The sequence below is a fragment of the Methyloceanibacter sp. genome (assembly GCF_051306395.1).
Classification (GTDB): domain Bacteria; phylum Pseudomonadota; class Alphaproteobacteria; order Rhizobiales; family Methyloligellaceae; genus Methyloceanibacter.
Map to the genome: position 1 here is coordinate 13590 of NZ_JBPPND010000011.1, position 22319 is coordinate 35908.

The 22319-nt window shown below is 64.2% G+C and carries 24 protein-coding genes; 5 read left to right on the forward strand and 19 right to left on the reverse strand.

Translation table 11 applies throughout. The annotated features are described in order from the left end of the window. Position 1 precedes the first annotated feature (1 nt). The 9 genes from ribH to ACSLE4_RS00840 all read right to left on the reverse strand — a co-directional run bounded on the left by ribH (position 2) and on the right by ACSLE4_RS00840 (position 7097). Complete coding sequence (gene ribH / locus ACSLE4_RS00800) at positions 2-472, reverse strand: 6,7-dimethyl-8-ribityllumazine synthase (RefSeq protein WP_435902587.1); 471 nt, start codon at positions 470-472, stop codon at positions 2-4. Continuing rightward, complete coding sequence (gene ribB, locus ACSLE4_RS00805; RefSeq protein ID WP_435902610.1) at positions 469-1599, reverse strand: 3,4-dihydroxy-2-butanone-4-phosphate synthase; 1131 nt, start codon at positions 1597-1599, stop codon at positions 469-471. Before ribB ends, ribH begins: the two co-directional genes overlap by 4 nt. A gap of 5 nt (positions 1600-1604) precedes the next feature. Next, on the reverse strand, positions 1605-2210 hold the full coding sequence (locus ACSLE4_RS00810) for a riboflavin synthase (protein ID WP_435902588.1): 606 nt from the start codon (positions 2208-2210) through the stop codon (positions 1605-1607). Then, positions 2183-3316, reverse strand: a complete 1134-nt coding sequence (ribD, locus tag ACSLE4_RS00815) for a bifunctional diaminohydroxyphosphoribosylaminopyrimidine deaminase/5-amino-6-(5-phosphoribosylamino)uracil reductase RibD (RefSeq protein ID WP_435902589.1) — start codon at positions 3314-3316, stop codon at positions 2183-2185. The genes ACSLE4_RS00810 and ribD overlap by 28 nt, the downstream gene beginning before the upstream one ends. Before the next feature lie 15 nt (positions 3317-3331). Next, positions 3332-3835, reverse strand: a complete 504-nt coding sequence (nrdR, locus tag ACSLE4_RS00820; protein ID WP_435902590.1) for a transcriptional regulator NrdR — start codon at positions 3833-3835, stop codon at positions 3332-3334. Positions 3836-3875: 40 nt separating this feature from the next. Further along, entirely contained in the window at positions 3876-5183 is a 1308-nt protein-coding gene (glyA, locus tag ACSLE4_RS00825; RefSeq protein WP_435902591.1) for a serine hydroxymethyltransferase, read from the reverse strand. A 227-nt stretch (positions 5184-5410) separates the two neighbouring features. After that, positions 5411-6217: a sulfite exporter TauE/SafE family protein gene (locus ACSLE4_RS00830; protein ID WP_435902592.1), complete on the reverse strand. Its 807-nt coding sequence runs from the start codon at positions 6215-6217 to the stop codon at positions 5411-5413. A 5-nt stretch (positions 6218-6222) separates the two neighbouring features. Beyond that, positions 6223-6741: a rhodanese family protein gene (locus tag ACSLE4_RS00835; RefSeq protein ID WP_435902593.1), complete on the reverse strand. Its 519-nt coding sequence runs from the start codon at positions 6739-6741 to the stop codon at positions 6223-6225. Between the two features lie 41 nt (positions 6742-6782). Beyond that, complete coding sequence (locus tag ACSLE4_RS00840) at positions 6783-7097, reverse strand: ArsR/SmtB family transcription factor (RefSeq protein ID WP_435902594.1); 315 nt, start codon at positions 7095-7097, stop codon at positions 6783-6785. Between the two features lie 99 nt (positions 7098-7196). Here ACSLE4_RS00840 and ACSLE4_RS00845 point away from each other — a divergent pair, with 99 nt between their 5' ends. Further along, on the forward strand, positions 7197-8066 hold the full coding sequence (locus ACSLE4_RS00845; RefSeq protein WP_435902595.1) for an MBL fold metallo-hydrolase: 870 nt from the start codon (positions 7197-7199) through the stop codon (positions 8064-8066). Between the two features lie 97 nt (positions 8067-8163). Here the strand turns inward: ACSLE4_RS00845 and ACSLE4_RS00850 are convergent, their stop codons facing one another. The 3 genes from ACSLE4_RS00850 to ACSLE4_RS00860 form a co-directional block, all read right to left on the reverse strand. After that, positions 8164-9552: a L,D-transpeptidase family protein gene (locus ACSLE4_RS00850; protein WP_435902596.1), complete on the reverse strand. Its 1389-nt coding sequence runs from the start codon at positions 9550-9552 to the stop codon at positions 8164-8166. 355 nt (positions 9553-9907) lie between these two features. After that, positions 9908-10417: a transcriptional regulator LdtR gene (gene ldtR / locus ACSLE4_RS00855; RefSeq protein ID WP_435902597.1), complete on the reverse strand. Its 510-nt coding sequence runs from the start codon at positions 10415-10417 to the stop codon at positions 9908-9910. A 157-nt stretch (positions 10418-10574) separates the two neighbouring features. Next, complete coding sequence (locus tag ACSLE4_RS00860; protein WP_435902598.1) at positions 10575-11645, reverse strand: enoyl-CoA hydratase/isomerase family protein; 1071 nt, start codon at positions 11643-11645, stop codon at positions 10575-10577. 115 nt (positions 11646-11760) lie between these two features. Here ACSLE4_RS00860 and ACSLE4_RS00865 point away from each other — a divergent pair, with 115 nt between their 5' ends. Next, a complete protein-coding gene (locus tag ACSLE4_RS00865) occupies positions 11761-12933 on the forward strand; it encodes an extensin-like domain-containing protein (RefSeq protein WP_435902599.1) in 1173 nt (390 codons plus the stop codon). Positions 12934-13033: 100 nt separating this feature from the next. Then, a complete protein-coding gene (gene hemB, locus ACSLE4_RS00870) occupies positions 13034-14110 on the forward strand; it encodes a porphobilinogen synthase (RefSeq protein ID WP_435902600.1) in 1077 nt (358 codons plus the stop codon). A 14-nt stretch (positions 14111-14124) separates the two neighbouring features. On the opposite strand, the gene ACSLE4_RS00875 is transcribed toward hemB, so the two are convergent. Beyond that, the gene (locus ACSLE4_RS00875) at positions 14125-14748 is read right to left on the reverse strand and encodes a family 16 glycoside hydrolase (protein WP_435902601.1); all 624 of its coding nucleotides are present in this window, start codon (positions 14746-14748) and stop codon (positions 14125-14127) included. Positions 14749-14926: 178 nt separating this feature from the next. Here ACSLE4_RS00875 and ACSLE4_RS00880 point away from each other — a divergent pair, with 178 nt between their 5' ends. Then, entirely contained in the window at positions 14927-15415 is a 489-nt protein-coding gene (locus tag ACSLE4_RS00880) for an RDD family protein (protein WP_435902602.1), read from the forward strand. A gap of 111 nt (positions 15416-15526) precedes the next feature. Then, complete coding sequence (locus tag ACSLE4_RS00885; RefSeq protein ID WP_435902603.1) at positions 15527-16258, forward strand: arginyltransferase; 732 nt, start codon at positions 15527-15529, stop codon at positions 16256-16258. A gap of 6 nt (positions 16259-16264) precedes the next feature. Here the strand turns inward: ACSLE4_RS00885 and parC are convergent, their stop codons facing one another. The 6 genes from parC to lepB are packed head-to-tail and all read right to left on the reverse strand — an operon-like array spanning position 16265 to position 22271. Further along, a complete protein-coding gene (parC, locus tag ACSLE4_RS00890) occupies positions 16265-18517 on the reverse strand; it encodes a DNA topoisomerase IV subunit A (protein ID WP_435902604.1) in 2253 nt (750 codons plus the stop codon). Between the two features lie 31 nt (positions 18518-18548). After that, positions 18549-19133: a CAP domain-containing protein gene (locus tag ACSLE4_RS00895; protein WP_435902605.1), complete on the reverse strand. Its 585-nt coding sequence runs from the start codon at positions 19131-19133 to the stop codon at positions 18549-18551. Between the two features lie 2 nt (positions 19134-19135). Further along, positions 19136-19876, reverse strand: coding sequence for a DNA repair protein RecO (recO, locus tag ACSLE4_RS00900; RefSeq protein WP_435902606.1), 741 nt, complete (start codon positions 19874-19876; stop codon positions 19136-19138). A gap of 14 nt (positions 19877-19890) precedes the next feature. After that, positions 19891-20805, reverse strand: a complete 915-nt coding sequence (era, locus tag ACSLE4_RS00905) for a GTPase Era (RefSeq protein ID WP_435902607.1) — start codon at positions 20803-20805, stop codon at positions 19891-19893. Continuing rightward, complete coding sequence (gene rnc, locus ACSLE4_RS00910) at positions 20798-21511, reverse strand: ribonuclease III (protein WP_435902608.1); 714 nt, start codon at positions 21509-21511, stop codon at positions 20798-20800. Before rnc ends, era begins: the two co-directional genes overlap by 8 nt. A 4-nt stretch (positions 21512-21515) precedes the next feature. Next, positions 21516-22271: a signal peptidase I gene (gene lepB, locus ACSLE4_RS00915; protein ID WP_435902611.1), complete on the reverse strand. Its 756-nt coding sequence runs from the start codon at positions 22269-22271 to the stop codon at positions 21516-21518. Positions 22272-22319 lie beyond the last annotated feature (48 nt).

Consider the following 22319-nt stretch of genomic DNA (forward strand, 5'->3'; position numbering starts at 1 on the left):
GTTAGCGCCGGCTCGCGGACGAGAAATGCTGCTCGAGGCGCATCAGGGTAAGGCAGGCGCGCGCCGCGTCGCCGCCCTTGTTGCGTCCGTCGACGCTGGCGCGCTCCCATGCCTGCTCGGGGCTCTCGCAGGTGATGATCCCCGAGCCGATCGGTACACTGTGGGCCACGGCGAGGTGATTGAGGCCGGCGGCGGATTCCCGCGCGACGATGTCGTAATGGCTCGTCTTGCCGCGGATCACACAGCCGAGCGCTATACAGCCGCGATGCCGCCCGGCCCGGCCGACAAAACCGTTGGCGAGCGCCAGACTGAGGGCGAGCGGGACTTCGAGCGCGCCGGGAACGGCAATCTGCTCGTACTCCACCTGGTTGCCACGCAACTCTTCGGTGGCGCCGCGGGCGAGCTCGTCGGCGATGTCCTCATAGAACCGCGCTTCGATGATCAGGACGGATTTCGGACCCTTACGGCTCATGAGGTCTGCTCCAGACCGCGCTGACCGACAACCTTCAGGCCGTAGCCTTCGAGGCCGACGATTTTGCGCGCCGGCGAGTTCGACAGAAGCACCATCTCGCGTACCCCGAGATCGAGCAGGATCTGCGCGCCGATGCCGTATTCCATCAATCGCGGTTGGACTTTCCCGTTCGCCGCCTGATTGAGACGGGCGGAGAGCGCGTCAGGGCGCGACTCTCGGATCAGCACGATGACGCCGCGTTCCTCGCGGCCGATGATCTCCATGGCCTTATGGATCGGCGTGTCGTTCCCGCCCCCCGAGACCAAGAGATCGTCCAGCGTGTTGACCGCGTGGACGCGCACGAGGACCGGACCGCCCGAGGCGACGTCGCCTTTGACCAGCGCGATATGCTCCGCAGGATCGACGGCGGTGGCATAGACTTTCGCCTGGAATGTACCGCCATAGGGGCTGTCTATCGTGGTCTCGGCCACCACGTCGACCAGATGGTCGTAGCGCAAACGATAGGCGATGAGATCGGCGATCGTGGCGATCTTGAGCCCATGGGTTTGGGCGAAGGCCACGAGGTCCGGGAGCCTGGCCATGGTGCCGTCGTCGTTCATAATCTCGCAGATCACGCCCGCCGGGTAGAGACCCGCCAGCCGTGCGAGGTCGACCGCTGCTTCCGTATGGCCGGCACGCACCAGCACGCCGCCTTCCTTGGCGAGCAGCGGGAACACATGTCCGGGCGTAATAACGTCGCGATGATCCTTGGTCGGATCAATGGCGACGGAGATGGTGTGCGACCGATCATGAGCGGAGATGCCGGTGGAGACGCCTTCGCGCGCCTCGATCGACACGGTGAATGCGGTGGACAGCCGCGAGCGGTTCGAGCGCGACATCAATTCGAGGCGCAGCTGCTTGGCCCGCTCCGGAGTCAGCGCCAGGCAGATGAGCCCGCGGCCGTGCTTGGCCATGAAGTTGATGGTATCGGGCGTGGCCATCTGCGCGGGGATCACGAGATCGCCCTCGTTCTCCCGCTCCTCGGCGTCGACCAGGATGAACATCTTGCCGTTGCGGGCGTCCTCGATCACCTCCTCGATGGGCGAAAGGAACTCGCTATGGGCCCCCCTGGTCGATGTCTTACTCATAACGGTCACGGCGTTGGGCCTTCGTATTGCCTCAGGCGCGCCACGTAGCGCGCGAGCAGATCGACTTCAAGGTTTACCAGATCGCCCGGCATGCAGTCGCCCCACGTCGTATGGGTCAAAGTGTAAGGAATGATGTTCACGCCGAAGCGCTGACCGTCCACCTCGTTAATCGTGAGCGAGACGCCGTTCAGGGCGACGGAGCCCTTCGGCGCGATAAATTGCGCAAGCTCGGGCGGGGCTTCCACCAGCACGCGCACGCTGTCGCCATCGGGAAACCGTGAGACGATCTTCGCCCTGGCGTCCACATGGCCTGTGACGATGTGTCCGCCAAGCTCCTCGCCGAGCCCAAGCGCGCGCTCAAGGTTGATCTTCCTGCCCGTCTCCCACGTGCCGAGCGTGGTGTGCGAACGGGTCTCGTTGGAGACGTCAACGGTTACGGCGGCGCCCTTGCCCTTCGACTTGTCAATCTCAGCAAGCGTCAGGCAACAGCCGTCGCAGGCGAGCGACGCGCCCTCCTCCAGGCTCTTGCGCTTGAAGGGCGTGTGGATCACGAAGCGTGACCCGTCCCGCTCAATCAGCGTTCCTATGCTGCCGACAATGCCAGTGAACATGTTCTGATCCGTCGCCACCACGTCATCCGGTCCGGTCCGAAGGATCGCGAGGCGATGAAGGTGAAATGGCCGCTTGCGGTGAGCCGATCAAGGCCGTCGCCGGCGAACGGGCTAAGCCCGCCCTCGCCCGCCGGCCGCGGTCCCTGGTAGACGACCGCTTCATCCACGAGGTCCGCATCGAGGAAAGCGCGCGCGACGGACGGCCCGCCTTCGATCAGGACGCGCGTGATACCGCGATGGGCCAGCGTCTCCAGCGCGTCCTGCACGTCGATGAGGCCGTGGTCGTCTATGGGGACGGGCACGATCTCGGCGCCGAGGTCATGCAACCTATCTGCATTGGCGTGGGTCTCGCCCGCGGCGCAGAGGAGCCAGACCGGCACCATGATGTCCTCGAACAGCTGGGCGTCGGGCGGGGTGCGCAAGCGCCGGTCGAGCACGACACGCACCGGAGAGCGGCACGACATGCCGGGAAGACGGCAGGTCAGCGTGGGATTGTCGGCCGTGACCGTGCCCCGGCCGACCAAGATGGCGTCGTTCATGGCGCGCAAGAGATGGCCGTGAGCGCGCGCGTCCGGCCCCGTGATCCAGACCGGCTCACCGTGACCTTGGGGCATGCGCCCGTCGGCGCCGACGGCAAGCTTCAAGGTGACGGCAGGACGCCCTTCGCTGACCCGCATCAGATGCCCGAGCGTGACGGAGGCCGCGTCCTCCGCGAGCACGCCCTCCTCCACCTCGATCCCGGCGCCCCTCAGCCTCTCGATGCCGCGCCCGGCGGTGCGGGGATCGGGGTCGCCCAAGCCGATGACGACCCGCCGCACCTTGGCGGCGACGAGCGCGTCGCTGCACCGCATGCCACGGCCGCCTTCATGGGCGCACGGCTCCAGGGTCACATAGACGGTACTGCCCTCGGCCTTGACGCCTGCCCGTTCGAGCGCAATCGCTTCCGCATGGGGGCGGCCGCCCGGCGCGGTCCAGCCGCGGCCGGCGATCTCGCCCGAGGGTGTGACCACCACCGCGCCCACGGATGGATTTGGCCAGGCCAGGCCCAAGCCGCGCCGTGCGAGGCGGATGGCTTGCGCCATGTGGTACTCGTCGCGCGTGTTCATGGGAAAGCTGCCGGCCTAATCTTCGGCAACGGCGGTTTCGTCGGCATCGACATCGGCGTCCTCGCCTTCTGTCCCGGCCAGTTCGCCGAGCAGAGCCTCGAAATCCTTGGCCTCGCGGAAGTTCTTATACACCGAGGCGAAGCGCACATAGGCCACGTCATCGAGGCCTTTCAGCGCTTCCATCACCAGATGTCCGATGGTCTCGGAACGGATATCGCCTTCGCCCATGTTCTCGAGCCGGCGCACGATGCCGCTGATCATGCGCTCGACGCGCTCGGGATCGACCGGCCGCTTGCGCAAGGCGATTTGAACCGAGCGCATGAGCTTGTCGCGATCGAATGGAATGCGGCGCCCGTTCCGTTTGATCACGGTGAGCTCGCGCAATTGCACCCGCTCGAACGTGGTGTAGCGCCCGCCGCAATCCGCGCAAACGCGGCGGCGCCTGATTGTGGTGTGGTCCTCGCTAGGGCGAGAGTCCTTCACCTGCGTGTTGGTGCTGCCGCAATAGGGGCACCGCATGGGCGACCGCCCTCCCCTTGTTCACCGTCACGCCGGAGGCTTACTCGTAGATCGGGAAGCGCTCGCAAAGCTCGATGGCGCGCTGCTTCACTTTCCCCTCGACGTCCGTATTGCCCTCATCGCCGTTGGCGGCCAGGCCGTCCAGAACTTCGAGGATCATGCTGCCGACCGCTTGGAACTCCGTCACGCCAAAACCGCGAGTGGTGCCGGCCGGCGAACCGAGGCGAATGCCCGAGGTGATCATGGGCTTCTCGGGGTCGAACGGCACGCCATTCTTATTGCAGGTAATGTGCGCGCGGCCGAGCGCGATCTCGGCGGCCTTGCCCGTGAGCTTCTTCGGCCGCAGATCCACCAGCATCAGATGTGTGTCGGTGCCGCCGGAGACGAGCGCCAGCCCGCCCTCGACCAGCGTCTCACCGAGCGCCTTGGCGTTGTCGATGACCGACTGGGCGTAGAGCTTGAAGCCTGGCTCAAGCGCCTCGCCGAAGGCCACGGCCTTGCCGGCGATGACATGCATCAGCGGACCGCCCTGGAGGCCGGGGAAGACGGCGGAGTTAATCTTCTTGCCGATGTCCTCGTCGTTGGAGACGACCATGCCCGAGCGCGGACCGCGCAAGGTTTTGTGCGTGGTCGTGGTGCAGACATGAGCATGCGGCACCGGGCTTGGATGGAGGCCTGCGGCGACAAGACCGGCGAAGTGGGCCATGTCGACCAGGAGATAGGCGCCGACCGAGTCGGCGATCTCACGGAAGCGCTTGAAGTCGATGACCCGCGGATAGGCGGAGCCACCGGCGATGATAAGCGCGGGCTTGTGCTCTTTGGCGAGGCGTTCGACCTCGTCGTAGTCGATGAGATTCGTGTCCTTGGTCACGCCATACTGAACGGCGTTGAACCACTTGCCGGACATGTTCGGCGGGGCGCCGTGGGTCAAGTGACCGCCGGCGGCGAGGCTCATGCCGAGAATGGTGTCGCCGGGCTTGAGGAGCGCCAGAAACACAGACTGGTTGGCCTGCGAGCCCGAATGGACCTGAACGTTGGCGAAGCTACAGTCGAACAGGCGCTTGGCGCGGTCGATGGCGATTTGCTCGACCACGTCCACATATTGACAGCCGCCGTAATAGCGCCGACCCGGATAGCCTTCGGCGTATTTGTTGGTGAGGAGCGTTCCCACCGCGTCGAGCACGGCCCGCGAAACGATATTCTCCGAGGCAATCAGCTCGATCTCGGTCTGCTGACGCTCGTGCTCGTTCTCGATGGCATCCCACACTTCGGGATCGGCGTCTTCCAAATGCTTGGTGAAAAAATCGCCCTCGCGCGCTTCGGCGCGCCGAATATCACTGGCCGTCATGGCTAACTGCTCCTCGAGCTCAAAATCCCGACTGGCCTGAGGGACAAAACCCCACGTGTTCTCTCACGCGGCGCCTTCAGGCACGTTTGGCTGGCCTTACCATATGTCGCAAGGGCGCGCCAGCAACACCCAAACCGTAGACCGGTTTGGATCAGCCTACCTTGCGCGTTCGCAAAAACCAACGCCTTCCCAGTTCGTTAGGGGCACGCCAATCAGAATATTTTGGTCTATCCCACGGCCATTAGCTTCATAATGCCGCTCACCACGATATAGAGCCCGACAACGATGACGATGCTGGCGAAGGTCCCGGCGAGTGCCCGCTTGTGACCCGCCAGGTGCATGTTGACGCGGGTGCCGAACATAGTCCCGAGAACGCCGCCCACGATAACCAGCGCCGCTAGCCGCCAATCCACGAGGCCGGAGACGGCATAGCTCGCGGCGGTGGTGAGGCCGAAGGCCGTGACGGCGAAGAGCGAGGTGGCGATGGCGTTCTGGAGCGCCATGCCGGTCGCCAGGACGAGCCCAGGGACGATGAGAAAGCCGCCGCCGATGCCGAAGAAGCCGGAAAGGAGCCCTACCCCCGCGCCGATGAGGATCAGGCGCGGCAAGAGGTGGCGCGCGCTCTTTTGCGTGAGGCGGACGTCGTGACCGGCCGGTTTCGGCTCGACGGCGATCATGTAAATGCCGACGCCGATCATCAGGAGGCCAAACAGCGCGAGCAGCTCCGAGCCGCCAAGCTGCTTGCCGAGGCTTGCACCGGTGAAAGCGCCGGCGACACCGGCCGCGGTGAACACCATAGCGCAAGGCCATTTCACGGTTCCGAGCCGTGCATGGGCTGCGAGCCCGGCGCCGGCGTTGAGCGCGACCGCGACAGCCGCCGTCCCGATGGCGACATGGGCCGACGGCACGCCCACCAGATAGACCAGGAGCGGGACGGCAAGCACCGAACCTCCGCCACCGATGAGGCCGAGCGTGATACCGATAAGGGCGCCGGAGCCCAAGAGGAGCGCGATGGGGACGAGGCCAAGGGGCATGGGCGTCAGGCCCCGGCCGCGCGACGGTTCCAAGGCATGATTTCGAGCACCTTCGCCATGCCGCACCGGCCCGACACGCCTCCGAATACGAGGCCTGCGCCGATCAGTCCGGCGAGCAGATAGAAGGCGGGCGCGACGGCGGCTCCGAGCAGCACAAAGACCAGCACGAGAGTGCCGGCGGCGATCATGACCTGACGGCTGAGCTCGATGGGTTGGCTCTTGTCTGCGGTGACGGGAAGGCCTGCCTGCTTCCAGGCTTCAAGGCCGCCTTCGAGCATATAGGCCTCGCACGGCACGGAGTCGCTCAAGCGGACGGCGTTGCTCGCCGTGCGCATGCCGGAGCGGCAGTGAAAGATGATCGGCGCGCCGACGCCGGCGAAATCGGTCAGTTGCGCCAGGGGACCGTGATGAGACCCCGGAATGTGCTCGCGTGCGCGCTCATCGGCGTCGCGAATGTCGATCAAGGTCGCGCCCTGATCGATGAGGCGCTTGGCCTCCGTGGGACTGATGGTGGGAAGGCTCATGGTGACACTCCTGGTTCTTGGTCTTGGCTCTGTTGTCGGGATCAGTCGCTGCAATAGAGCTTCTGGAGGTAGCCGAGCAGCAGCTCGGTGCGGGGTTCAGCGACGCGGTACCAGAGGGTCTGTCCGTCGCGGCGGAAGGCGACGAGGCCTTCCTCGCGCATCTTGGCGAGGTGCTGGGACGTCGCGGACTGGGAGAGGCCCGCGGCCTCGGCCAGCGCACCCACGCTCGCCTCGCCCCACTCCACCAGCTTGCACAGCACCATCAGGCGCCGTTCGTTAGCGAGGGCACGCAGGATACCCGCCACCAGGGCGGCATTGGCCTCGAACATGGCGAAGTCGGCAGGAGCGCGTGGCATAGATCAGACCTTTTTCTCTATTAGCTCTTGCTAATTTAGTCCTTGCTAATATATTAGTCAACAGAGATCGTGAAATTCCCTTCGACCATGGAGTGTCCAATGCCCACCACCCCCACTATCCAAGCCTTTTTCGATGAGCCCACAAACACGGTGAGCTACCTCGTCTCCGACCCGCAGACGAAGCGCGCCGCGGTCGTCGATCCGGTGCTCGACTACGATCACGCCAGCGGCAAGGCGGCCACCCGATCAGCCGACGTCATTCTCGAGGCGGCGGAGAAGAACGGCCTGACCGTCGACTGGGTGCTCGAAACCCACGCGCACGCCGACCATCTGTCCGGCGCGCCCTATATCAAGCTCAAGACCGGCGCCAAGGTCGGCATCGGCGAGTATATTCGCGACGTCCAGAAGATCTTTCGGCCCGTGTTCAACGCCACGGATCTGAGTGGCGATGGCAGCGAGTTCGATCATCTCTTCGCCGACGGCGAGCGCTTTCCGCTCGGCGCACTCGAAGTCGAGGTGATGCACGTTCCCGGCCACACGCCCGCGGACATCGCCTATAGGATCGGCGGCGCGGTCTTTGTCGGCGACACGCTATTCATGCCGGACTTCGGCACGGCACGGGCGGACTTCCCCGGCGGCGATGCCCACAAGCTCTACCGCTCCATTCAGCGGCTGCTCTCGCTACCGCCGGATACGCGGCTGTTCATGTGCCACGACTACAAGGCGCCCGGGCGCGAGCAATACGCCTGGGAGACGACGGTCGCCGAGCAGCGCGCGCATAATGCGCACGTCAAGGAAGGCGTCTGCGAGGATGATTTCGTGGCCATGCGCGAGGCGCGCGACGCGACTCTCGCCGCGCCTGAGCTACTGATGCCGTCGATTCAGGTCAATATGCGAGCGGGTCATCTGCCGCCGCCGGATCCAAACGGCATTCAGTATTTGAAGATCCCAGTGAAGCTCTCCGCCTAAAGCGCTTCTCCGCGCCACGGCTCATCGCGCAAAACAAAAAAGCCATCCAGCATAAACTGGATGGCTTGTGCCGTTCTTGCGCTTATGCGCCCGACCTTTAGTAGGCCGAAGCGTAGGCGCCCACGTCGTGGTTATAGATGTCCGGACGGAAGTGAACTTGGCCGTCCGGGGTCGCCCAGGCGCTGACATACGCGAGATAGACACCGATGTTTTGGGTCACTTTCACGTCGGCCTGCTGACCGGTGTGCTTCATGGCTTGGATACTAGCCAGGTTCCAGTTCGGGTTCCCGCGCAGGATCCACGCGACGAGGTGATCCACATTGTGCACGCGGACGCAGCCCGAGCTTTCGAAGCGCACCGCCTTGCCGAACAGACCCTTGAGCGGGGTGTCGTGCAAGTAGACCGCGTCCTTGTTCGGGAAGTTGATCTTCACGAAGCCGAGGGAATTCTCCTCCCAGGGACGCTGGCGGAAATTGTAGGTGTAGACCGCCTCGCCGAACCAATCGATCTGGCGCGGATCGAGCGGGTTGCCCTGTTGGTCGAAGGCTTCCATGTGGTAGGCCGCCAGCATGTCCTGACCGCGGCTCGCGAACTCGCGGCCCTTGGGCACGAGATCCTTGTGGATGATGCTCCGCGGCACGTGCCAATAGGGGTTGAAGTTAATGTCAGTGACCCTGCTGGAGAGCTCCGGCGTCGGCCGTTCGATTTTGCCCACCACCGCTGCATGACGCTGTGCCACGCGACCGCCCTCGACCGCCTCCACTTGCGCAGCCGGAATGTTGACGAGGATGTAGCGACCGGATGCTATCGGCGCGAGTTTTTGCAGGCGCTTCAGGTTGGCCTGAAGCTGCGCCAAGCGAACCGTTGCCGGCACGTTCAGCGCTTCGACCGTCGCCTTGGAATCGATGACGCCCGTCGGGGGCAGACCATGGCGCAGTTGGAAGCGCTTCACGGCGGCCACGACCGCGGCGTCGTACTGATCCGGAATGCTCATGCCGACCAAGTCGCCGCTGATCTCAAGCCGGCGGTGCAAGGTGACGATCTCAGGACCGGAGGAGCCCGGCTTCATGGCGACGGCGGGCACGGTGGGCCAGCCGCCTTGGGCGACGATCCCCTTGTATTTTTCGATAGCGGCCTTGGTCGCCGCGATGTTCTGCGTGGCAAGCGTGGGTGAGCCAAGCGCCGGATTGACGATCATCGCGACCTCGGGGTCTCCCCGAGGAAGTTCGGATTTGTGGGAGTCGTGACTTTCCGTTCGCAGCGAAGAGCCGCGCGAGCCGTTGAACAGCCCGCCGAAGAGGCCGCCGCCGCCGGAACTGCCGCCGCCCTGGGGCGCCACCTCCTGGGGCTGCTGAGGGTCCTTACCCTTGAACCAATTGAAGGGGCCGGCGCTGGACGGCTGCACGGTCGCAACCAGGAACGCTGCCGCGAGCCCCGCGGCCGCGATCCGCGATCCGCTTCTGATGACGTCCATTGAGTTGGGCATGCCGCTCCCCGTCGTTGCGGCCCTCGATCAAGGCTTAACCATAAGCGCTTTAGCGCCGCCGCTCTACTCGTTTCGAGCCTGATGAAACCTCGCTTGGTGTCAAAAAAACTTTAACCAAGACAGGTGTGGGAAGACATTTCTGTCTGGCGACTGGCCTATCCGGCCGTAATTCACCTTTGGAATGCTTCCCTCAGAAGGCTCTTGCCGCCGCCTCAATCGGCTCTTGCGGCTCCCATGCTTCCGACAATGCCCGAGAAATGGGGCGAATTTGGGCTTGGTCCCGGCCCCAAAGTCAATCGCCCCAGCGGATATTCATCCACTGGGGCGAGAAGATCACGAAGATCTGAAACAATTTTTAGAGCTGGTACCTGATCTGGTCGGTCCAGAAGCGCTCGAGCCGGATCAGTGCCTTGTTGAGCGTTTCCAGGTCGTCCTGGCCGATGCCACCCACCTGCTCCAGAGAGCGAAGCTGGCGCTGGAACAAGCCGTTGATGACCTTGGAGACGTCCTGGCCCTTTTCGGTGAGGCTCACCCGCACGGAGCGGCGGTCGGTGGTCGAACGCTCATGATGGATGTACCCGGCGTCCACCAGCTTTTTGAGATTGTAGGACACGTTCGAGCCGAGATAGTAGCCGCGGCTGGTCAGCTCACCCGCCGTCAGCTCGGCATCGCCGATATTGTAAAGCAGCAGCGCCTGAACGCTGTTCACGTCGGCACGGCCAAGACGCTCGAACTCGTCTTTGATGACATCGAGCAGCAGCCGGTGGAGCCGCTCGACAAGCTTCAAGGAAACTAGATACCGCCCTTTGAGGTCTTCCGCCCCATCGGTGCTCGCATGCGTCCCTATATCCAGGGCTACATTCATCGCCTACCCTCGTTAGTTGTTGTTAAACCCCAACTTGATCAGGACTATAGGCGTGGACGACCTAAAATGAGCTTAAGCGGGACGCTTAAGATTGCATGAAATTCTAGTATTAATTCTCGTTGATGTTGGCGCGCTTTGCGTTCGTTATCAACGCTTCTTAAGGGCCGGGCTGCCGCTCGTCGAGTTCGAGCTCGCCCTCCACTTGTGTCGCGAATAGACGCTCGATCTCCTGATCGTCGACCTCTTCGAGGGTTGCGGGCTGCCATTGAGGGGTCCGGCCCTTGCCCGCGATGCGCGCGTCGATGCCTTCGCGGAAGTCATGGGTGGTGACCAGGTGCGAGGCCAGCCGGAATTCCAGCTTCAAGGCCTCTGCGAGCGTCAGGCCCTTGCCGACCTGCATCTGCTTGAAGGCAATCTTGAGCGACGTGGGCGATTTCTTGCGGAGTTCCGCCGCGGTCTCCTTGGCCCAGGCTTCGTCCTCACCGTCCTCGGCATCGAGGCGTGCGAGAATTTTGTCAACGGAGGGTGCCGAGAAGGCGCGGTCGATCGTTGGCGTGTGGCGCACCAGTTCGCCTTCGCCGGGGTCTCGATGGAGACCGTCGAGCAAGCGGTCGATCGGATGATTGTCGGCCAGCGCATCCTTGATCGTGCCGAACTGAGCGGACGGGACGTAGTGGCTCACGAGCCGTAAGCGGTGGGCGTCCGCGGGGCCGATGCTGGCGCCAGTGAGCGCCAGGTAGGTGCCCATCCAGCCGAACAGGCGCGGCAGGAAATAGGTGCCGCCGATATCGGGGAGAAATCCGATCCCCACTTGCGGCATGGCGAAGCGGTAGCCCTCGCCGGCCACGCAATGGGTGCCGAGCAGCGAGATGCCGACGCCGCCGCCGAAGGCGAGCCCATTGATGAGCGGCACGTTTGGCCGGATGAATTTCTCCAGCACCCAGACATGGCTGTAGGCGGCCCGATAGAATTCGCGGATCGTGTCGGTGGCGCCTTGCTGGTTCAGGGCGTTCAGAACTTTGAGATCGCCGCCGCTGCAGAATACGCTCGGGTGGGAGGACTCCATCACCACGCCGTAAATATGCGGCGCCGGCGCCCAACGCCGGTAATTGGCGCTCAAGGCGTCGAACATCTCGCGCGTGAGCGCGTTCAACCTATCCGGCCGGTCGAGGGTCACAATGCCGGCGCGGTCGTTTTCCTCGAAGGTGATGCCAAGCGCTTCGGACAAAACGGGAAATGCCCCCTACCAAATTCGCCAAAATCGAGCTTTAGAAAGGCTTGGCGCAGCTAGCATCCCGTGGCGCAAACCACAAGGACCGGCGCAGACGCAAGTGACGCACGCTATGATCCGACTCTTCAGATTTGGGCTCGTCTTCGGACTTGCGCTCGTCCTGGCCAACCTCGAGGTGGCATCGACGCCGCTGCAGGCTCAAGAGCCCACGCCGCCTCCGCCGGATCGCAACCCGGCGCGAAGCGAGCGAGCGACCACGGACACGGCACTACCCGTTTCCGAGGAAGAGCCCAACCTGCCCGGCGATCAACCCACAGTGGCTTGGAAGGACCCCAAGGTCGCCGCCGCGCGCGAAGCCTGCGCAAAAATGCTAGAGGGCGTGACGCTCGACTACGAGCAGCTGGACCCGATCAAGAAAGGTTTTTGCGGCGCACCGGCCCCGATCTTGGTGAAGTCGATCGGCGATCCCGCGGTGATAATCTCGCCGCCGGCCACGATGCGATGCACGCTCGCGGTGGCCCTCGACGCCTGGCTGAGAGAGACGGTTCAGCCGGCGGCTTCCGTGCTTGGCTCGCGCGTCGTGACGCTCCGCAACGCCTCATCGTATAAATGCAGAAACCGCTATGGCGGCGCCAACACGAGGATCAGCGAGCACGCGTTGGCCAACGCGCTGGATATTTCCGAGTTCGTGTTCGCCTCGGGGCAGCGCTTCAAGGTGTTGGGGAATTGGCCATATGGTGCCATCGCCCGGCCCATCGCGCCGGAACCGCCGCTGCCCAATCCGCACCGGGTCGCCGACGCGGCCATCCAGCGTGCCATGGCGTCGGAAGAGACAACGGGGGCCATCGTCGCCGTCTCGACCCGCCCCTCCTTCGGCAACGCTCTTGCTTCGGTGACGAAAGTGAAGACCAATCCGTTCGTCAGGCCCACGCCGCCCCCCGTGGCCCAACCGCCGCTGTCGCCACTGCCGCGGACCTCTTCGTCAGGCTCAGGCCGTAAGGCCAGAACCCCGATCGCAGCGGTCAAGTCCAACCCGTTTGTCAGCCCCCTACCCGCGCCCGGCGCGTCGCCGCTCGCAGAAGAACCAGACTCGGAAGAGGTGTCCTCGGAGCCTTCGCCACCTCGCAAACTTCAGCCCGAGGATGCCGCGGCCTTCATGCGGGTGGTCCACAATGATGCCTGCAAGACCTTCGAGACCGTGCTCGGGCCCGCGGCGAACGCAGCGCATAAGGATCATTTTCACTTCGACATGAAAAAACGGCGCTACGTGAAGATTTGCGAATAGGGCCTTTTCGGCGGCAAACCGTGTTGGTTGCTGCTTCTGGCAGCGGCCGCCACAGAGTGGTAGCCTCCCACGGTTCAGTAAGAGTTGAGGATTTCGCAGCGTGGCCTCACCGTCTAAAGACAAGACCGTTTCCTTGCGCACCGAACGCGCGAAGCGCGCCGGCACGACGCCGCCCGCGCTCAAGTCCGGCTACCCGGCGACCCGCCTCAGACGCAATCGGCGGGCCGACTGGTCGCGGCGGCTGGTGCGCGAGACGGCGCTGACGCCGGACGATCTCATCTGGCCGCTCTTCGTCATCGACGGCGAACGGGCGCGGTCCGAGATCGAGTCGATGCCGGGCGTGGCGCGGCTCTCCATCGACCTCGCCGTGCGGGCGGCGGAGGACGCGGCGGTGATCGGGCTGCCGGCCATCGCGCTGTTCCCCAACACCGAGCCCGGCCTCCGCGACGAGGCGGCAAGCCAGGCATTCAATCCGGGCAACCTCGTTTGCCGGGCGGTGCGCGCCATTAAACAAGCGGTTCCCGAGATCGGCATCATCTGCGACGTGGCGCTCGATCCCTATACGAGCCATGGCCATGATGGCCTGCTCGACGAGGATGGCACGGTCGACAACGACCGGACGCTTCAGGCGCTCATCACCCAGGCCTTGGTTCAGGCGGAAGCGGGCTGCGATATCCTCGCCCCGTCCGACATGATGGACGGACGCGTCGGCGCCATCCGCGCTGCGCTCGAGGAGAACGGCTTCACCGATACGCAGATCCTGAGCTACGCGGCGAAATACGCCTCTGCCTATTACGGGCCATTCCGTGACGCGGTCGGTTCGGGCGTGCAGCTGCGCGGCGACAAGAAGACCTATCAGATGGATCCGGCGAACGGCGACGAGGCGTTGCGCGAAGTCGCGCTCGATATTTCCGAAGGCGCCGACATGGTCATGGTGAAGCCGGGGATAGCCTATCTCGACATCGTGTGGCGCGTGAAGGAGGCATTCAACCTGCCGACCTTCGTCTATCAAACCTCCGGCGAGTACGCGATGCTCACCGCAGCCGCCGAACGCGGCTGGCTCGACCGCGACCGCGTGATCCTTGAAAATTTGCTGGCGTTTAAACGGGCCGGCGCCGATGCGATCTTTACTTATTTCGCACCCGAAGTTGCGCGGCGGCTCAAGGACGAATTCTAGGCTAGCGGACCCGCCTAGTCGGTGACCTTCATATTGGTGAAGAGTACCGTCGCCTCTTTCTGCTTGTCGAAATTGTCACCGGAAATGCCGAAGCGCCAGCCGCCCGTGGGCGCCTGCCCCCTGAGCTCGCGCACCTTGGTGCCGTTGACGTAGAAGGCGAGCGTGTCGCCTTGGGCGTTCACGCGCAGGGTATTGGAGGCGCCGGGCGATGTCTTGATCGCCGGCGAGTCGATATTCGCCGCGATGGTGCCGAGCCAGGCGCCGTCCCGCTTGCGTGCAATCCAGAACCGCCCGTTGTTGAGAATGCCGAACTGGTAATAGGTGCGGTTGTCCTCGCCCCAAAACAACAGCCCCGCGCCGAGCACCGGCTGATCGCCGCTCTGCGGCCAGACAGCCTCGGTGCAGATATCCGCGTCCTCGACGGTGAATGTAACGTTGAGGTTCGACTGCATGTCGTCGGCGGGCAGCTTGAAAATGAACGAGCCGTCCTTCACCTCGACCGTGTCCTTGTGGGACCAGCCGCCGGCCTCGTCCTCGAATTTGTCCTCGAAGATGATCTCGCTGCCGTCGCACGCCAACGCCTGAGCGCCCGTGGTAAGCAGGCTCGCGAGCGCGAGGCTCAACACCGCTATCCGCATCCCGGGCTCCCCGTAAGCCGCGTGGTGTCCAAGGAGAATCCTTAAACCGTCGCCTCGAACTCGGCAACCGGCGGGCGGGTTCTGCACCTATCCGGCCCTTTGCACCCCGGTACACGGTTGTCGGTGTCGCGGGTAATCCCCATTTGGAACCTGTGACGCGATCCGATTCGGAGACAGCATGACCGACCAGAAGACGACTCCCACCGGCACCGGCTTCGCCGACCAGCCGCACGCTTACGATCCCGTGACGCAGCCGCAGCTCTTCGACGCGGTTATCCGCAAGCGCTGCGTCGCCTTCATCATCGACGCCATCATCATCCTGGCGCTGACGGTTCTAGCCTATGTGGCCGTGGCGGTGCTGGGCATCGTCACGCTGGGCCTGGCCTGGCTCCTGTTCGGGATCGTTTTCCCGGCGGTGGGCCTTGGCTATAACGCGCTCACCATCGGCGGACCCAACTCCGCCACCATCGGCCAGCGCGTGATGGGGCTTATGGTGCCCATGTGGTATGGCGGCAAGGTGACGCCTCTGATCGCCGCCTTCCATGCGCTGCTGTTCTGGTTCTCCCTGGTGGTCTTCTGCCCCATCCTGCTTTGGGCTTTTTTCGACCAACGCAAGCGCTGCCTGCACGACATCCTGGCGGGTGTGCTGATCATCAACAGGGCCTAACTTTGATCCATTCCAAGCTGCTTTGTGACAGCTTGGCGGATTGCGCCCCCCGCCTTTGATCCCTTAAGCTTGCCTTGGATTGACTTGGGATTCGCTTCCGGTCGGTGAGCCGTGACAGAACACAAGAGTAATTTTCCGGAGTTCTACATCACCGCGCCGCAGCCCTGCCCCTATTTGCCGGGCCGGCTGGAGCGGAAACTGTTCACGCATCTCACGCGGGACAAGCCGGGCTTCCTCGTCGACAATCTGTTGAAAGGCGGGTTCCGGCGCAGCCAGAACATCGCCTACATGCCGTATTGCGACGCCTGCTCGGCCTGCGTGCCGGTGCGCATCCTGGTGGGCGAGTTCGAGCCGCGGCGGTCGTTGAAGCGCATTGCCCGCGCCAATCTCGATCTCGTGGCGACACGCATGCCGCCGGCGCCGAGTTCCGAGCAATACGCGCTGTTCCGGGACTATATCGAGGCCCGTCACGCGGACGGCGGCATGGCGGAGATGAGTGTGCTCGACTATTCGCTCATGGTCGAGGACAGCGTGGTGGAGACGTTCGTCACCGAGTACCGACTGAAGCCCGACAAGGAGACCGGCGAGACACCTCTGATCGCCGTGGCGCTCTGCGACCGTCTCAGCGACGGCATCTCCATGGTCTACAGCTTTTACGATCCGGACGTGCCGGCGCGCAGCCTTGGCACCTACATGATCCTCGATCACGTGGATTACGCACGCGCGCAGGGCTACCCGTTCGTCTATCTCGGCTACTGGATCGAGGGCTCGCGCAAGATGCGCTACAAGGATCGCTTCCAGCCCCAGGAACGCCTCACCTCTAAGGGCTGGGTGCGCAGCTAGGCTCAATCAGAACCGGTCGCCGAACTTGCCCGACTTCGGGAAGCCTCTTGGCGGCAGACGTCCGGCTTGGGCGCGGGCGCCCCACCAATCTCGAAGTTCGGCGGAGGACAGCGTGAAGCTGCGCTTCGCCGCGTCGAGATAGGTCAGACCTTCCTTCTTGGCGAAGATCTTGGCGTCGGCCAGCCCGCCGTCCTTGTAGCGTTGCAGGCGCACGCCCTTGCCGCGCGGCATCTCCGGCAGCTCTTTCAGCGGGAACAGAAGCAGCTTCCGGTTGGCGCCGATCGCCGCGACGCTGTCCCCATCGACGGGCGTGCAGACGGCGGCCTCGTCGTCGCTCTTCACGTTCAGGATCAGCTTGCCTTTGCGCGTCATCGCGATGACCTCGTCTTCCGCCACGATGAAACCGTGGCCACTCTCGGACGCCACGAGGAGCTTGCGCCCCGGCTCGTGGACAAACAGCTCGATGCAATCGCCCGCGTCCTCGATGTCCACCATGAGGCGGAAAGGCTCGCCATGGCCCCTGCCCCCGGGCAGCTTGTCGGCGGCGAGCGAATAGAAGCGTCCATTGGTGGCGAACAGCAGCAGCGTGTCCGTGGTTTGGGCGCGCACAAGGCGCTTCAGCCGGTCCCCTTCCTTGAAGGAAAGACTCGAGGCTTCCGTGTTGTGTCCCCGGATGGAGCGGAGCCAGCCCTTCTCCGAGAGCACGATGGTCACCGGCTCTTTCTCGATCATCGCCTCGGCCAGCTCGATCGCCACGTCCTCGGGCGCATCGGCGAAGCTCGTGCGGCGGCGGCCGATCTCCGTCTTCTGGCCGAACTGATCCTTGAGACCCCTGATCTCGTCGCCGATGCGGTTCCACTGCTTGTCCTTGGAGCGCAGCAGCGCGTTCAGCTCCTTGCGTTCCTTGGTGAGATCGTCGTGCTCGCGCTTGAGCTCCATCTCCTCGAGCTTGCGCAAGGCACGCAGGCGCATATTGAGGATCGCTTCGGCCTGAACCTCTGTGAGCTTGAAAGCTTTCATCAGAGCCGGCTTGGGCTCATCCTTCTCGCGGATGATCTTGATGACCTTGTCGAGGTTCAAATAGACGATGAGGTAGCCGGCGAGCACTTCGAGCCGGTGGTCGATCTTGGCGAGCCGGAACTTGGAACGGCGGACCAGAACCTCCAAGCGGTGGTCGAGCCATTCCTGCAAGACCTGCCTCAGCCCAAGCACGTTCGGGATCTTGCCGTGGCTCAGCACATTCATGTTGAGCGGCACGCGCGTCTCAAGCTCCGTCAGCTTGAACATCTGCTCCATGAGCAGCAGCGGATCGACCGTGCGGCTCTTGGGCTCCAGGATAAGGCGCACGTCTTCGGCGGACTCATCGCGCACGTCCGCCAACAACGACAGCTTCTTGGCTTGCAGCAGCTCGGCGATGCGCGCGACGAGACGCGCCTTCGGCACCTGATAGGGAATTTCGGTGACGACGATCTGATAGGTGCCGCGGCCTGTGTCCTCTTGCTCCCAGCGGGCGCGTAAACGGAACGAGCCGCGGCCGGTCTTGTAGGCCTCGAGGATCTGTTCGCGGGGCTCCACGATGATCCCGCCGGTGGGCAGGTCGGGCCCAGGCACGAACGTCGCCAGTTTGTCGGCGGTGGCCTTCGGGAACTTGATGAGGTGGAGCGCGGCGTCGCACAGCTCGCCCAAATTGTGCGGCGGGATGTTGGTCGCCATACCCACGGCGATGCCGGAGGCGCCGTTCGCCAGAAGGTTCGGGAAATTGGCCGGCAGAACGGAGGGCTCGAGCTCGCGCCCGTCATAGTTCGGGCGGAAGTCGACCGTGTCCTCGTCGATGCCTTCAAGAAGCCGCGCGGCGACCTCCGTGAGGCGCGCCTCGGTGTAGCGGTCCGCGGCGGGGTTATCGCCGTCTATATTGCCAAAATTCCCTTGCCCGTCGACCAGCGGATAGCGCACGGCGAAGTCCTGGGCAAGGCGCGCCAGCGCGTCGTAGATCGCCTGATTTCCATGGGGGTGGAAGTTGCCCATGGTGTCGCCGACGATCTTGGCGCATTTGCGGAACTCGCCGTTTGGGCCGAGCCGGAGCTGCTGCATGGCGTAGAGCAGCCGCCGGTGCACGGGCTTCAGCCCGTCGCGCACGTCGGGCAGCGCCCGGTGCATGATGGTGGAGAGCGCGTAAGCGAGATAGCGCTCTTCCAGCGCCTCTTTCAGATTGACCGGCTCGATCGGCCCCGAATCAGGGGGCGTTGCGCGTTTTCCCATATGTCGCGCTTAGCGCATCGCTTCGTCACTCTCAAGGCGTTGCTTGCCGCGCCGGGTTGCGATCAGGCGGCGGCGGGAGCGGCTTTTCGGGCGGTTCGCGAAAGCAGGACGTGTCGAAGAACATCTGCACCGAGACGTAGTACCACTGGTTGCCGTGTTTCGCGCCCGCGACACCGACGCCAATCTCCGTCGACGCCGACCGCAACGCGCGCTCGTGGCCCGGCGATCCCTTCCAGAAGCGCATGGCTTTCGCCATCGCCGCAGTAACCGGGGCGCGATTTGGCCGCGTCCAGGACTGATGCCAATTCTCCCCACGAAACTTGCAATACCTGACGCCGGCCGCGCGCACGCGCTCCGCTGGGCTGCGACCGTCGGCGCGATGACCGGTCTTGTTGTTGAGGGCGAGATACCGTGCGTAGCGCTGCGCCGCTTGATTGGCTCCGGCGCTCTCTCGCAACGGGGCAAGGCCGCTGGCCGCGCGGTAGTCATTGGTCGCCTTGACGATCGTGGTCCTTGCGCTTGCGGGAACGGCGAATTCCTGCGCGTGGGCACTGGAGACACAAGCCGGTGTGACAATCAGCAGGGCAAGCCAAGTCAAATTGCCTGCCGGGACCATGGCTACGCCAACAGGGCCGCCGCCTGCCCCCGGGAAAGCAAGTCGAGGAGCCGCTCGCGGGCCGACGGCAGCTTCATGCCGTGGGGCTCGAGCACGTCGCGTTCCAGGAAAAACCCGGTGAGCGCGAAGCCCGCGGCGATGTCGGTCTCGCGTAACGGCGCGGTCTCGTTCAGCAGAAAGCCGGGCAGCGCCAGCAGCTTGTCGCCATAGGGCGCGCCTGCGTCGCGCGACACCGCCCGCCCTGAGCGCGGCGACACATAAACCAGGTCCTCAAGGACCCCTGTCGCCGCACACGCCGACAGATCGAGGCCGAAGCCGAGCTCCTGGAGCAGCTGATACTCCCAATAGACGAGAAGTGCGGGCCAGATGTCGGGCTCCCCAAACGAGCGAAGCACATGCAGCGTCGTGGCGTAGAGCTCGGGATGGGGGTCGCGCTCGGGCAGAAGCTTGACCAGTTCGCCCAGCGTGCCGATGGCGGCGAGCGCGCGCGGATCGTCGAGCACGCGAGCGCCGTTGGCCTCCATCAGTTCCACATTGAAGCCGCCGAGATGCTCGGACAGCCGCGCCCGCCAGGTTACGCGCACCATGTTGCCGGGCTGGAGCGTCGGGCGGATACGCCGGGACCGGCCGCCCCGAACGAGCCCGAGATGCCGGCCGTGTTCGAGCGTCAAGATCTCGGCGATCAGATTCGCCTCGCCCAGCGGCTTGCCGCTCAGGAATATCCCTTCGTCGCTCCAGTCCATGGGACTAGCTTGGCCTATCCTTTGGGATAGTCCAGGCCCATCTCTCTGAAGCGTTCCGGGTCCTCGCCCCAGCGCTCGCGCACCTTCACAAAGAGAAACAGATGCACGGGTGTGCCTGCGATTTCGGCGATCTCGGTCCGGGCGGTTGAGCCGATCTCCTTGATCATGGCGCCCTTGGCGCCGAGCACGATGCGCCGCTGGCTTTCGCGCTCCACGAAGATGGTCTGCTCGATGCGGATGCTGCCGTCCTTCAGCTCTTTCCATTCCGTCGTCTCGACGGTGAGCGCGTAAGGCAGCTCTTCGTGCAGGCGCAGGAACAATTTCTCGCGGGTGATCTCGGCGGCTGTCTGGCGCAGCGAGGCGTCGGAGAGCTGATCCTCCGGAAAGAGCCACGGGCCCGGCGGTACCGCCTCGGCGAAATAGGTTTTGAGGTCGTCCACACCGTCGCCGGTGAGCGCGGAGACCATGAACACCTGATCGAAGGCCTTGAGGGCCTGAAGCTCGGAGGCGAGTCGCAACAAGTCCGGCTTCTTGACGAGATCGACCTTGTTCAAGATCGCAAGCGTCGGCCGCCTGATGTCGGGCAGGTGCTCGACAATGGGAGAGAGCTTGTCGTCGAGCCCGCGGGCGGAATCGATGACGAGTGCGACGATGTCGGCGTCGGCCGCGCGGTCCCAAGCCGCTTGCGCCATGGCGCGGTCGAGCCTGCGCTTCGGCTGAAAGATGCCTGGCGTGTCGACCAGGATCACTTGGGCGTCACCGGCGAGAAGCAGGCCGCGCACGGGGCCGCGCGTGGTCTGCGCCTTGTGGGTGACGATAGACACCTTGGCGCCGACCAGCGCGTTGGTGAGCGTGGACTTGCCGCTATTGGGCGCGCCGATCAGCGCAACGAAGCCGCAGCGTCTGTTGCCGTCTTGGGTCTCAGTCATTGGCGGGCGGGCGCCAGACGCCCTCGCGCACCAGCATGGCGAATGCCGCGGCCTGTTCTGCCTGACGCTTGTTCGCGCCTTCGCCGCGCTCCGGCGCGACGCCCTCCACCTGGACCTCCGTGGTGAAGCGCGGCGCATGGTCCGGGCCTTCGCGCGCGATCTCCAAATAGCGCGGCAGCGGCAATTGCCGCCCCTGAGCCCATTCCTGAAGCACGGACTTGGCGTCGGGCGCGGCCTCCTCCAACTCGCCGAGATAGGCCTCCCAATCGCGATGGATGACGCCGCGCGCGACGTCGTAGCCGGCATCGGCGAAGATGGCGCCGAGCACCGCCTCGCACGTATTGGCGAGGATGGTCTTCTTGCCGCGCCCGCCGGAGCCCGCCTCGCCGCCGCTCATGATGATGAAGTCGCCAAGGTCCCAGCTTTGGCCGATCTCGGCGCAGGTCTCCGTGCGCACCAGGTGATTGAACCAGCGGGCGAGTACGCCTTCGCTCTCCTCGGGAAAGCGGTTGGTCAGCAGCTCCGCGATAGCCAGGCCCAGCACCCGGTCGCCCAGGAACTCGAGCCGCTCATTGTCTTCGTTGGGCTTGGAGTCGGGGCGCGCGCTCGCATGGGTCAAGGCCAGCTTGAGCAGCGAGGGCTCCGCGAAGTCATGTCCGAGCCGGGCGGACAGCTGGCTGAGATCGATGATCCGCCGCTTGGCCAAGGCTTTAGTGCACTACCGAGAAAATGCGGTCCCAGCGGACTTCCGTGGGCCAGCGCCAGAGCTCCCAGAAGCTCGAATCCTCGTCGATGGAGAAGAAGATCACTTGTGCCTTCCCCACCAAGTTGACGAAGGGCACGAAGCCGACCTCCGACAGAAAGCGGCTGTCGGTGGAGTTGTCGCGGTTGTCGCCCATCATAAAGAAGTGGTCTTCGGGCACCTTGTAGACCTCGGTGTTGTCGCCGAAGCCGTCATTCACGAGATCGAGCACCGGATAGCTTACCCCGTTGGGCAGGGTCTCCTTGTAGCGCGCCATGTTCCGTTCGCGGCCCGAAGAGCTGGTCACTATATAGTCGTCGATCTTCACCTTCTCGACGGCCTGACCGTTGATGTGCAACACGCCGTGGATCATTTGAATTTCGTCGCCGGGAAGACCGATCATCCGCTTGATGTAGTCGGTCTCGTTGTCGCGCGGCAACTTGAACACGACCACGTCGCCGCGGTGGGGCTCGCTCGCCCAAATGCGTCCGGGAAACAGATTGAAGCCGAAGGGAAACGAGTAGCGGCTATAGCCGTAGCTATATTTGGAGACGAACAAATAGTCGCCGACCAAGAGCGTCGGGATCATGGAGCCCGACGGGATGTTGAAGGGCTGGAATAGAAATACCCGCACGATCAGGGCCAGGATCAGCGCGTGCACGATGACGCGGACCGTGTCCCTGGTACTACCTTTAGCTTCCATCTTCTCGGCGTCCACGCTCATGCGGAAGCTCTCCTCGGTTTGTCCCGGCGCCCCCGTCCCCCGCCCCCA

Excerpts from the sequence above, each read along its gene's own strand:
- ribH (WP_435902587.1), bottom strand. The coding sequence starts at position 472 with ATGAGCCGTAAGGGTCCGAAATCCGTCCTGATCATCGAAGCGCGGTTC.
- ribB (WP_435902610.1), bottom strand. The coding sequence starts at position 1,599 with ATGAGTAAGACATCGACCAGGGGGGCCCATAGCGAGTTCCTTTCGCCC.
- ACSLE4_RS00810 (WP_435902588.1), bottom strand. The coding sequence starts at position 2,210 with ATGTTCACTGGCATTGTCGGCAGCATAGGAACGCTGATTGAGCGGGAC.
- ribD (WP_435902589.1), bottom strand. The coding sequence starts at position 3,316 with ATGAACACGCGCGACGAGTACCACATGGCGCAAGCCATCCGCCTCGCA.
- nrdR (WP_435902590.1), bottom strand. The coding sequence starts at position 3,835 with ATGCGGTGCCCCTATTGCGGCAGCACCAACACGCAGGTGAAGGACTCT.
- glyA (WP_435902591.1), bottom strand. The coding sequence starts at position 5,183 with ATGACGGCCAGTGATATTCGGCGCGCCGAAGCGCGCGAGGGCGATTTT.
- ACSLE4_RS00830 (WP_435902592.1), bottom strand. The coding sequence starts at position 6,217 with ATGCCCCTTGGCCTCGTCCCCATCGCGCTCCTCTTGGGCTCCGGCGCC.
- ACSLE4_RS00835 (WP_435902593.1), bottom strand. The coding sequence starts at position 6,741 with ATGAGCCTTCCCACCATCAGTCCCACGGAGGCCAAGCGCCTCATCGAT.
- ACSLE4_RS00840 (WP_435902594.1), bottom strand. The coding sequence starts at position 7,097 with ATGCCACGCGCTCCTGCCGACTTCGCCATGTTCGAGGCCAATGCCGCC.
- ACSLE4_RS00845 (WP_435902595.1), top strand. The coding sequence starts at position 7,197 with ATGCCCACCACCCCCACTATCCAAGCCTTTTTCGATGAGCCCACAAAC.
- ACSLE4_RS00850 (WP_435902596.1), bottom strand. The coding sequence starts at position 9,552 with ATGCCCAACTCAATGGACGTCATCAGAAGCGGATCGCGGATCGCGGCC.
- ldtR (WP_435902597.1), bottom strand. The coding sequence starts at position 10,417 with ATGAATGTAGCCCTGGATATAGGGACGCATGCGAGCACCGATGGGGCG.
- ACSLE4_RS00865 (WP_435902599.1), top strand. The coding sequence starts at position 11,761 with ATGATCCGACTCTTCAGATTTGGGCTCGTCTTCGGACTTGCGCTCGTC.
- ACSLE4_RS00875 (WP_435902601.1), bottom strand. The coding sequence starts at position 14,748 with ATGCGGATAGCGGTGTTGAGCCTCGCGCTCGCGAGCCTGCTTACCACG.
- ACSLE4_RS00880 (WP_435902602.1), top strand. The coding sequence starts at position 14,927 with ATGACCGACCAGAAGACGACTCCCACCGGCACCGGCTTCGCCGACCAG.
- parC (WP_435902604.1), bottom strand. The coding sequence starts at position 18,517 with ATGGGAAAACGCGCAACGCCCCCTGATTCGGGGCCGATCGAGCCGGTC.
- ACSLE4_RS00895 (WP_435902605.1), bottom strand. The coding sequence starts at position 19,133 with ATGGTCCCGGCAGGCAATTTGACTTGGCTTGCCCTGCTGATTGTCACA.
- recO (WP_435902606.1), bottom strand. The coding sequence starts at position 19,876 with ATGGACTGGAGCGACGAAGGGATATTCCTGAGCGGCAAGCCGCTGGGC.
- era (WP_435902607.1), bottom strand. The coding sequence starts at position 20,805 with ATGACTGAGACCCAAGACGGCAACAGACGCTGCGGCTTCGTTGCGCTG.
- lepB (WP_435902611.1), bottom strand. The coding sequence starts at position 22,271 with ATGAGCGTGGACGCCGAGAAGATGGAAGCTAAAGGTAGTACCAGGGAC.